The sequence below is a fragment of the Pseudomonas congelans genome (genome assembly GCF_900103225.1).
Classification (GTDB): Bacteria; Pseudomonadota; Gammaproteobacteria; order Pseudomonadales; family Pseudomonadaceae; genus Aquipseudomonas; species Aquipseudomonas congelans.
On sequence record NZ_FNJH01000001.1, the window covers coordinates 985,945 to 998,212 of the forward strand.

Below are 12,268 nucleotides of genomic sequence, written 5' to 3' on the forward strand. Positions count from 1 at the left end.
CTACTCAGCTGGTGCTGTTATCGAACGTGAAACCTCTTCTCTGCGGGTCTCGTGGGCGTGCTCCTTGTTCAGTGCCCGGGAGATTGCCTGGCCCAGCGCACTGACATGAGGTGCCCTGACCAGCGTTTCGTGGGTGCCGGGAAGCTCGGTAACGCTCACCGGAGAGTCAAGCAGGGCCGTCCAGCCCAGCAGCGGATCGTCGCGCTCCTCGGCGCTGGCGGTAAACAGCGTCACCGTAAGCGGAGCAGGCGGGGTGACATAGGCACCGATCGCGACATGGGTCGCATGGGCGACTGCAAGATGGCTGCGTAACAAGGTGGCATCGACGTCCTGCGGCAGTTCCTCCGGGAGCAGCTGGTGCGCCATGCACAGTGCCAGCATTTCAGCGATGTCATCCGAGCCGGCCAGCTCGGTGAGCTGCCGGAATACCTCGGGGTCTATCTGCTCGGGTAGCCAGTCCATCAGGAATTGACCTTCGCTCAGTGTCTCCGGCGCTTGCTGATCCAGACGCGCGGAGGTGTCGATAATGCCGAGGAACTCCAGCTGTTCACCGCTGGACTGCAGCTGGCGGGCCATTTCATAAGCGATAAGCCCACCCGCAGACCAGCCGCCGATCCGGTAAGGTCCTTTCGGTTGCACCTGGCGAATCGCCGCCAGGTAACGCGCAGCCATGGCCGGCACCTCAAACAGCGGCGTTTCTCCAGCCGCCAGACCACTGGCGGCCAAGCCATAGAGCGGAACCTGCGGGTCGATCGCCGCAGCCAGATCGCGAACGTACTGCACTTCGCCGCCCAGCGGGTGGACCAGAAACAGCGGTCTTTTCAAGCCTGTGCGACGGACCGGCACCAGGTTGCTGTGCTGGCCGGGGCGTGCCTGGCCGTCCAGGGTTCTGGCAAAACCGGCAATGGTCGGCTCGATGAACAGATCGCGGACCGCGATCGGTTTGCCGAGCACCTTGCGCAAGCGCGAGGCCATTTGCACCGCCATCAGGGAAATACCGCCCAGCTTGAAGAAGTCGTCATGGCGACTGACCTTGTCCAGCTTGAGCAACTCTTTCCAGAGGTTGGCGAGGGCGATCTCGGTGTCACCTTCGGGCGCTTCGTAAGGCAGGGCTTCAGGCTGTTCTTCCTCGACCGTCGCGGCGATAGCCGCGGTATGCGTCGAATGCGGCAGCACTGGCGTGTTGTCCAGCACCTGGCCGATCGACTGCCGAGCGTCGCGCACCATATTTTCCAGAACCCTGGCAAACAGCTGCATGATGGCCTGTGCGGTGGTTTTGTCGAACAGGTCGCTGGAGTATTGCAGGCCGCCGCTCAGGCTTTCGCTGGAGTCCACCAGTGACAACGACAGATCGAACTGCGTGGTGTGATGCTCGCTGTCCAGCAACTCGACTTCCAGGTCGGGCAATTGCAGCAGCGAAGGCGGCGTGTTATCCAGGCTCAGCATCACCTGGAACAACGGGCTGTGGCTCATGCTGCGGGTTGGCTGCAAGGCACTCACCACTTGCTCGAACGGCAAGTCCTGGTGATTGTAGGCAGCCAGCGTGAGGTCTTTGATCCGGTCGAGCATGTCGTTCACACGCGTCTCTCGCTCGGTCGGCACACGCAATGCCAGCGTATTGGCAAAGAAGCCGATCATCGGCTCAAGCTCGGGATGCTGGCGGTTGGCAACGGGCGTACCGACCACCACATCGGTCTGCCCGCTCAAGTGGCTCATGAGCATCGACCATCCTGCCAGCAGAACCATGAACGGCGTGCTGCCCTGAGCCTGGCTGAAGGCACGCAAGTCGGCACTCAATGCCGGCGAGAACACATGCTCGACCATCCCGCCGGTATAGCTCTGGATGGCTGGACGCGGACGGTCCAGTGGCAGATTCAACACGCTTGGCGCACCTTCCAGATGCTTGCGCCAGAAATCGATCTGGGCCTGCAGCGCGGGGCCGTCGAGGGATTGCCGCTGCCAGGCGGCGTAGTCCACGTATTGCAGTGGCAGCGCGGGCAGCGGATCTTTTTGACCTTGACTGAAGGCGGCGTAAAGCACGCTCACTTCCTGAGCAAGAACACTGTTGGACCAGCCGTCGGAGACGATGTGATGCAGCGTGATCAACAGCACATGCTCGGCATCCGCAACCTGCAGCAAATGCCCGCGCAGCATCGGGCCCTTGGTCAGATCGAACAGTTGCGTGGCATTTTCCTGACCCAGACGGGCCAGGGTTGAAGTGCGCTCGTCACTGGAAAGGTCACGCAGATCCTGTTTCAACAGCGGAAAGCGGCTATCCGCCGGGGCGATCTTCTGCACCGGTTCACCGTCCACCAGTTCAAAACGCGTGCGCAGGGTTTCGTGGCGGGCCACAAGGCGATCCAGCGTTGCCTCCAGGGCAGCCGTGTCAAGTGACCCTGTCAGGCGCAACGCCATCGGCAGGTGATAGGCCGCACCCGCGGCGTGATCCAGATGGTCGAGGAACCACAGGCGCTGCTGGGAAAAGGACAGAGGCAGGCGACCCGAGCGATTGGCCCTCGGAATCGACTGTGCTTCACCTGGCGCAGCGGCGTTGACCAGCGAAGCCAGGCCACGCACGGTCGGGGCGTCGAACAGTTCACGCAAGGTGATTCGTGTACCGAGCTTGCGCCGCAGTCGCGACAGCAGCTGCACAGCGAGCAACGAATGCCCCCCCAGTTCAAGGAACCCGTCGTTGCGGCCCACCTGATCCAGATGCAGCAAGGCTTTCCATATCTCGGCGATGGCCTCTTCGGTTTCGCCTTGCGGCGCCTCGTAAGCCTTGCTGGCCAACGCATCCTGACCGGGGGCGGGCAGCGCACGGCGGTCGAGTTTGCCGTTGGCGGTCAGCGGCAGGGTGTCCAGCTGGACGAAAGCGCTGGGCACCATGTACTCCGGCAGATGCTTGAGCAATTCGCTGCGCAAGTGTTCGGCTGCCACCAATTGGCCACAGACATAAGCGACCAGGCGCTGGCTCTCCGAGTCGCCCTGGCTATCGTTGCGGGCAATCACTACCGCCTCGCGGATACCGGGTATGGCCAGCAGAACGTTTTCGATTTCACCCAGCTCGATGCGGAAACCACGCACCTTCACCTGGAAGTCGTTGCGGCCCATGTATTCCAGCGTGCCGTCTGCCAGCCAGCGACCCAGGTCGCCGGTTTTGTAAAGACGCGCATTGGCGACATCGGAGAACCGGTCGACGATGAAACGTTCGGCACTCAGCTCGTCACGGTTGAGGTAACCACGGGCCACACCACGACCGCCAATGTGAATTTCACCGACGACGCCCAGAGGTGCCGGCTCGCCACGCGCATCCAGAACATGCACCTGAACGTTGGCGATGGGTCGGCCGATGCTTGGTTTTTCACCCAGATCGCGGATCAGATCGATGGTCGCGTCCACTGTGCACTCGGTCGGACCATACATGTTGTAGAAGCGGATGGTCGGGCAGTTACGCAGCTTGTCCCAGGTGCTGGCGTTGATCGCCTCACCGCCCAGCAGCACGCTGACCGGCTGATAGCTGCTGCGTTCCAGCAGGCCGGCCGAGAGCAGGGTGTCGAGCTGCGACGGCGTGGAGTCGAAGGCATGAACCTGATGAGCTTCCAGGAAGTCCAGCAGTTCGCTGCCGTTGGCACGCAGCAGTTGCGGAATGATCACCAGCTTGTGGCCAGAGAACAATTGCGAGATGCCTTTGATCGACATGTCGAAGAAGAAACCGGCATTCAGCGCCACGGTGGCCGGTGTCGGGCAATGCTGATGGGTCGTGCGGGTCAGCACGTTCCAGAAGTTGAACACCGAACGGTGCTCGACCATCACACCTTTCGACTGGCCAGTGGAGCCTGAGGTGTAGATTACGTAAGCCAGATTTTCCGCCGTCAGGCCGTCTACCACCGGATTGGCGTCGAACGCCTGATCATCCGCCGCCAGCAGCGATTCAGCGCTGTCCAGCAGCATCAGCGGGGTGTCGCCAACCGGCAGACTGAGTGCGCTCTGGGTCAGCAGCGCACGCGGCTGGCTGTCCTGCAGCATGAAGGCCATGCGGTCAGTCGGGTGGTCAGGGTCGATCGGCACGTAGGCGGCACCGGACTTGAGCACGCCCAGCAGGCCGACAATCATGTCCAGACTGCGTTCGGCGCAGATGGCTACGCGCTCGTCCGGCTGCACACCGAGGTGCAGCAGCTGCCGGGCCACGTGGTTCGCGCGGCGATTGAGCTGGCGATAGCTCAGTTGACGGTCTTCGTAGACCAGCGCCACAGCCTCGGGATTGCAGCGGACCTGGTGTTCGAACAAGGCATGGATCGGCACTGCCGGAGCGAATTCACTGGCGGTGTCATTGAAGTCGTTGAGCAGCAGTTGCCGCTCGGCCTGCGGGATCACTTCCAGGCTGCTTGCCAGGCGCTGCGGATCCTGCTCGAGAGCGTTGACCAGCTCGGCAACCGCCTGCCCGAGGTAGGCGGCAATCCGGTGCGGGTCGATGCCATCGATAGACTGCGCGGTCAGCGAAAAGCCATTGGCCTCATTGGCTACGGCAATTTCGATCGGGTAGTTGGTACGGGTTTCGGAGCCCAGGAAATGAACACCTTCCTGCTCCTCGCTCATGTCCTCGATGTTTTCCCCGGCCGTGTTCACCAGATCACCGTGACGGCAGTTGAGGATTACTGTGAACATCGGCAGCGATGCATCCACTGCACTGCAGCGCTGCGCCAGGGCCAGAGGCGCCTGCTCGTGGGTCAGCAGGCCGCTGAGCTGTTGGTAGGCGTCCTGAACGATATCGCGCACGCTGTTTTGTTGCAGGCGAATACGCATCGGCAAGGTATTGATGAACATCCCCAGCGCATGGTTGGCGCCGGAGGTACCTTGGGAACGTCCCGAAAGCACGGTACCGAAAATCCCGTCGTCGCGGCCGCTGGTGGCCGCCACCACCAAACCCCATGCCGCGTGGAACAGCACCGAGGTTGGCACGCCCTGGGCCCGTGCGCTGCTGTGGATCCGCGCGCTGAGATCGTCGCTCAGATCCTGCACCGAACGCAGGATTGCCGCGTCGCCGCCACGCACATCGAGCACGCCGTAGGGCGCAGTGGTGGTATCGACATCTCCCAGCAGTTGCCGGAAGTAGGCTTCATGTTCGGCCTGGGAAACACACGCGGCCCGGGCGATGAAGTTGCGATAAGGCTGGGATGGCGGCAGGGTGTCGGCGCGTCCGTCCATCACTGCCTGGATCTCGCCCATGATCAGGCGCAGGGTGACGTTGTCGCTGATAAGGTGATGGTCCAGCAACGCCATCAGCCACTTTTCCTGCCGGGTATCGTAAGTGATATACGCGGCGATCAGCGGTGCCTGTTGCAGGTCCAGACGCATATGGTAGGTATCGGTGCGTTCGCGCAGCATCTGCAAGGCGTCTTCACCGGGTGCGGCGTCGAGCTGAATGACTGGCAGCTGTGCGTGACGATGGACCACCTGCACCGGTTGCGAAAGACCTTGCCAGCGCAGGGCGCTGCGCATGATGTCGTGGCGGTTGATCACCACTTGCAGCGCGCCGAGGAATTTGTCGAGCAGGGCACGGCTGTCGAAGGTCGCTATGGTGCGCATCAGGTAGGCGTCGCCTTCTGATTGCAACAGATGGTGAAACAGGATGCCTTCCTGCAACGACGACAGTGGGTAGATGTCCTGAACATTGGCGACGCCGCCTGGCACATCTGCAACGATATGCTCTAGTTCCTGCTGGGTCAGTTTCACCAACGGCAGCATGTCCGGGGTCAACACCGTGCAATCGACGGGAATCAGGTTCGCCGGGGCGACCCGTTCCGCCTTAGTGCCGCCCGCCAGGACCGCGGCCATGGCTTGCAGGGTCGGCGCCGAGAACACCGTGCCCACATCCAGCAGCAAGCCGATCTGACGCAAGCGCTCTATCAGGCTGATGACGAGGAAGGAGTGACCGCCAAGTTCGAAGAAGTGATCCTGGCGACCGACACGTTCCACTCCAAGCAATTCCTGCCAGGCAGCGGCCAGGGTTATTTCGAGGCTGCCTAGCGGCGCTTCGTATTCGCGACTCACCGTAGCGAACTGGTCCGGCGCAGGCAGGGCCGCACGGTCCAGCTTGCCGTTGGTGGTCAACGGCCAGGCCTCAAGGGTCACAAAAGCGCTTGGCAGCATGTGTTCAGCCAGTACGCTGGCCAGTTGGCTGCGCAGAAGCGCTGACTCGGGCGCAGTGCCGCTCTCGGCAATCAGGTAGGCGACCAGGCGTTTGTCGCCGGGGCGATCCTCACGCACGATCACCATTGCTTCACGGACGTCGGGGCAGGCGAGCAATTGCGCCTCGATCTCACCCAGCTCGATACGAAAGCCGCGAATCTTGATTTGCGAGTCATTGCGGCCGACGTAGACCACGCCGCCGTCGCTACGGTAGTGCGCAACGTCGCCGGTGCGATAAAGGCGTGCGCCGCTGTGCACGGCATAAGGGTCGGCAATAAAACGTTCGGCATTCAGTTCCGTGCGGTTCAGGTAGTGCCGGGCGACCCCGGCACCGCCGATATAAATCTCGCCATTGACGCCCACCGGCACCGGTTGCTGGTAGTCGTCGAGAATGCGCAGGCACAGATCGTCAAGCGCCGGGCCGATCAGACTTGGCATGGCCGTGTCGATTTCCGCCTGGCTGATCGGGTAGTAAGTGGCATGCACGGTGATTTCCGTGATCCCGTACATGTTCACCAGACGGGTACGTGACAACGGTGTGCGTGCGGTCCAGGGCCGCAGGCTGCGGAAGTCCAAAGCCTCACCACCGAACACCACTTCACGCAGCGCATGCTCTTGCGGGCTGCGTTCGCGGGCCTGGATGAACTGGCGGAAAGCGCTTGGCGTCTGGTTCAGAACGGTGACCTGCTGCTCGCAGACCAGCGCATAGAAGTCATCCGGCGAACGCGCCACCTCACTCGGGACGATGACCAGTTTGCCGCCGTAACACAGCGCCCCCCAGATTTCCCATACGGAGAAATCGAAGGCGAAGGAGTGGAACAGCGTCCAGACATCCTCACGGCCAAAGTTGAATTGCCCGGCGGTGGCGTCGAACAGGCGTGCCACGTTGCCGTGCTCCACCAGGACACCTTTGGGCAGGCCTGTGGACCCGGAAGTGTAAATGACATACGCCAAATGCTCGCGGGACAGACACAGAGCGTCAGGCTCAGGGTTGCAGTCCAGCGATTCATCGGCCAAATCAGCATCGTCATTGTCCGTGCCGAGGGTCAGCAACGGCACGCTGTGCGCTGGCAGCACGTCGAGGCAGGCAGACTGTGCCAGTAACGCCACAGGCGCGCTGTCTGTCAGCAGGTAGCCGAGACGCTCGGCAGGGTAAGCCGGGTCAAGGGGGACGTAGGCCGCACCGGCCTTGAGTACCGCCAGCACCGCGCAGATCATCTGTGTGCCCCGTTCTGCGAGGATCGCTACCCGGTCATCGGGACGCACGCCTTGGGCGAGCAGTTCACGGGCCAGACGGTTGGCACGGCGGTTGAGCGCCCGGTAACTCACCTCATGCCCGGCAAAGACCAGTGCGATGCCCTGCGGATGGGCGGCCGCAAACTGTTCGAAGCGCTGATGCACCATCAGGCCCGATGCGAATACCGCCTTGGGCTGCAGCAGAGCTGGCGAGGCCAGACGCTGCGCCGCGCTGAGCAACGGCAGGCCGAGCACAGGTTGCGCGACATCCTCGAGCATCGCTTCGAGCAGGGTATGGAAATGCTGGGCAAAACGCTCGACGGTGGAGCGGTCGAAGAGGTCGCTGGCGTACTCGATGACCCCGGTGAGAGCGCCGTTTTCGCTACCCAGGGTCAGCATCAGGTCGAACTGTGCGGTTTCATGGGCTTGTAATACGGGATGCAGGCTAAGGCCCGGCAGCTGCAACTCGCCACCGATGCTGGTGTTATCCAGCGACAGGGCGACCTGACACAGCGGGCTATGGCTCATCGAGCGTGGCGGCTGCAGTGCCTCGATCACTTGCTCGAACGGAATATCCTGACGCTCATGGGCCGCCAGCGTGGTCTGGCGGACCTGTTCCAGCAGTTGCGCCACGCTCGGGTTCTGCGCCAGATCGACGCGCAGGGCCAAGGTGTTGACGAAGAAACCGATCAGGTTCTCGGTTTCGGTGCGGCCACGGTTGGCGCTCGGCACGCCTATCACCACATCCTGCTCGTTGCCCAGACGTGCCATAAGCACCGACCATGCACTGAGCAGGCCCATGAACAGGGTGACGTTGTGGGTCTGGCAGAAGCGCTCCAGACGCTGACGAAGCGCTGCATCGATCGTCACTGGCACAGCGCCGCCGCGGTAGCTTTGCACCGCCGGACGCGGCCGGTCGGTGGGCAGCGACAGCAGCGTCGGTGCACCACCCAGGTGCTCACGCCAGAAGTTGGCCTGCTCGGCAAGGCGCTCGCCGGTAAAGGTGCGGCGTTGCCAGGCGGCGTAGTCGGCATACTGGATTGACAGGGCCGGCAGCGGGTCCGGCTGATGCTGACTGAACGCCTGGTAGAGGGCGGTAAATTCCTTGACCAGCACGCCTACCGACCAGCCGTCGGAGATGATGTGGTGCTGAGTGATCAGCAGCATGTGTACATCATCCGCCAGGCGCAGCAGACGGCCCCGAATCAGCGGGCCCTGACGCAAGTCAAACGGTGCAGCGACCTCGCTGTCGGCGATGCGTGAAGCGCTGAGGCTGGCCTGTTCATAAGGCTGCGAGCGCAAGTCCTGCTCTGCCAGGGCGAAACCGCTGTCTGCCGCAGCGATGACCTGCACCGGCTGTTCGCCGTGCAACTCGAACGTGGTGCGCAAGCTTTCGTGACGCGCAACCAGACGGTCGAGCGCAGCCTTGAGCGCGCGGTGATCAAGCTCGCCACGCAGCAGCAGCGACATCGGCATGTGGTAGGCGCTGCTGGCACCCGAGTCGAGCCTGTCGAGGAACCACAGGCGTTGCTGTGAGAAGGACAGCGCCAACGGCGCGTTACGCTCGACGGGTTCGATACTGACGGTGTCGACCGCTTGCAGGCCGTCGACCACCTTCGCCAGTTCGGCCACGGTCGGGTGATTGAACAGCTGGCGCAGCGCCATGTCGCCGTTCAGTTGCTGACGCACACGGGAAACCAGTTGCGCAGCCAGCAGCGAGTGACCGCCAAGCTCGAAAAAGCCGTCATGACGACCCACTCGTTCAAGGCCCAGCAGTTCCTGGAATATTTCCGCCAGGGCCTGTTCGGTGGCGCCTTCCGGCGCAACGTAGCTTCGCTCGAACATGGCATTCAGGTCGGGGACCGGCAGCGCCTTCTGATCAACCTTGCCATTGAGCGTCAGCGGCAAGGCATCCAGGCGCATGAACACACTCGGAACCATGTACTCCGCCAGGTTGGCACTCAATTGTGTACGCAGGTCCTCAGGATCAGGCGCTTCAGCATCTGCATGCACGGTGTAATAAGCCACCAGACGGGTGTCACCCGGGCTGGCTTCGTGCGCCACCACCACGGAGTTGCGAACGCCGTCGCACAAGTGCAGGACGCTTTCGATTTCGCCAAGTTCGACGCGGAAGCCGCGGACCTTTACCTGCCCATCGTTACGCGCCAGATATTCAAGGTTGCCGTCCGGCAACCAGCGCGCCAGATCGCCGGTGCGATAAAGTCTCGCGCCCGGCTGCTGACTGAACGGGTCTTCACTGAAGCGTTCGGCGGTCAGTTCCGGGCGGTTCAGGTAGCCGAGAGCGACGCCTGTGCCACCGATGTAGATCTCGCCGGCCACACCCATCGGCACCGGCTCGCGCCGGGCGTCCAGCACATAGACACGCACGTTGGCGTTGGGCTTGCCGATCGGCAGACTCAGGGTGTCAGGCAGTACATCGAAGATTTCGTAGCTGGTGGCACAAGTGGTGCCCTCGGTCGGGCCATAGCCGTTGAACAGGCGCACCTGGGTCGAGTGCTCACGGACTCGACGGAACGACGCCGGATCAGCGCGTTCGCCGCCACACATGATCATGCGCAAGCCGGCCAAGGCCTCGGGAATCAACCCTGCATACAGGTTGAACAGGGCGGTCGAGCTGATCATCGCTGTCACTTCGTGGCGCTTGAGCACAGCGGCGAAGGCCACCGGCTCAAGCAGCACCTGCGGCTCGATAATCACCGACTGGCCACCATTGAGCAACGCGCCCCAGATTTCCGGAGTGCTGGCGTCGAACGCCGGGTTGGAAGAAAACGCCACGCGGTCCTCGGCGCAGAATTCGTAGTAGCCGTTGTCCTGGACCAGCCGCACAATGCCGTTGTGGGTCACGATCACGCCCTTGGGCAGACCGGTGGAGCCGGAGGTGTAGATGATGCACGCGGGGGTCTCGCCTGCGACTTGATCTGCAAGCACGACTGGCCCTTGGCTCAGCGCTGGCAGCTGCAGTGTGTCCAGATCCAGTCTCGGCGTCATTTCAGGTGCAGTCAGCTCGCTACGGGTCAGCAGCATGATGGCTTCGCTGTCCTCGAGCATGAAGCGCAGACGCTCTTCAGGCGCCAGGCGATCCAGCGCCAGATAGGCCGCGCCGCACTTGAGGGTCGCCAGCATACTGGCCAGCAATTCCACCGAACGATCCAGCAGAATCGCCACCCGGGTTCCAGGCATCACACCGTGCTGACGCAGGTGCTGAGCCAGGGCGTTGGCGCGGCTGTCGAGTTCGGCGTAGGTCAGTGTCCGCTCACCCTGGCGGACTGCAATTGCCTGCGGTGCAGTTTCGGCATGGGCCTCGAACAAGCGATGCATCAACTGACCGGCAGGGTAGGCGCGGTCTGTGGCATTGATATCCTTCAGCAGATACTCGCGCTCCGCAGTGTCGAGCAACGGCACCTGCTCCAGCACCTGCCGATCATCGGCCACCATCGCTTCCAGCAAACGCTGGAAGTAACCCATATAACGACGCATGGTGCTTTCGTCGAACAGCGCCGTGGCGTACTCCAGCGTGCCGATCAGTTGCCCGTCCATCTCGCCGATGTCCAGCGCCAGGTCGAATTTGGCCGTATCACCGGCCACTGCGACGCCTTGCAGGGTTATGTCGCCGAGCACCAGAGCGGTGTCCTCGTTGTTTTGCCAGGACAGCATCGCCTGAAAAATCGGGCTGTGGGACAGGCTGCGTTGCGGGCGAACCACTTCAACCACTTGTTCGAACGGCAGGTCCTGGTTTGCCTGTGCTGCCAGGGTCTGCTGTTTGACTTGCTGCACCAGCGCTTCGACGCTCGGCGCGCCCGAGAGGTCGACCCGTACAGCAAGGGTGTTGACGAAGAACCCGATCAGGCTCTCCACCTCGGCATTCATGCGGTTGGCCACCGGCGTACCGATCACCACGTCATCCTGACCGGACAGACGTGCCAACAGCGCGGCCCAGGCGGCCATGACCGTCATGAACAGGCTGCTGCCATGGCGCTGGCTCAACGCCTTGAGACCATGGGTCAATTGTGTGTCGAGCACCAGTTCCAGCGTCTGCCCGCTGTAGTCCTGTTGCGCCGGACGTGGCCGGTCGGTCGGCAGGGTCAGCAGGGCTGGCGCACCGGCCAGGGCCTGCTGCCAGTACTGACGCTGTTGTTGCAGCACGTCGCCACTCAACCAGTCACGCTGCCACAGCGCGTAGTCGGCGTATTGCACTGGCAAGGCCGGCAATGGGTCCTCGGCGCCCTGGTGGAAGGCTTCATAGAGAGCGCCCAGCTCGCGGTTCAAAATCCCGGTTGACCAGCCATCGGAGACGATGTGGTGCATGGTCACCAGCAACACATGGTCGTCATCGGCCATGCGCACCAGACGCCCCCGCACCAGCGGTCCATTGACAAGGTCGAAGTGCTCGCCGGCCTCTTGTGCAGCGATGGCGAGCAACAGTTCTTCGGCATCGGTCTGCCCGGCCAGTACCTGCAACTGCAGTCTGAAACCTGTTTCAGGAGCAGAGATACGCTGCTCCGGAGGCTGTCCTTGCTCTTCTACAAAGGTCGTGCGCAGTGCCTCATGGCGGGCCACGATACGGTCCAGTGCGCGTTGCAGCGACGCCTGATCAAGGCTGCCGCGCAGACGCAGTCCCACCGGAATATGGTAAGCGGCGCTGCCACCTTCCAGTTGCGCGAGAAACCACAGGCGCTGCTGGGCAAACGACAGCGGCAGCGCACCCGAACGTTGCACAGGTGTGATCGCCAAACCAGCGTTGCCCTGCGTATTGGCCAGCCGCTCGGCGAATTGCCGCAGCACCGGTGCTGCAAAAAACGCTGACGGTGAAACCTCCATATTC

1 protein-coding gene (cut by a window edge) is annotated in these 12,268 nt (G+C 62.6%); it reads right to left on the reverse strand.

The window, feature by feature from the left end; all coding sequences use genetic code 11:
* Positions 1-12,268 carry the final stretch of a non-ribosomal peptide synthetase gene (gene syrE, locus BLR20_RS04190; protein WP_054994098.1) on the reverse strand. The gene runs 16,103 nt beyond the window's last position, so the window shows 12,268 of its 28,371 coding nt (coding positions 16,104-28,371); its start codon lies off the right edge, out of view — the gene reads right to left on this strand; the stop codon is at positions 1-3.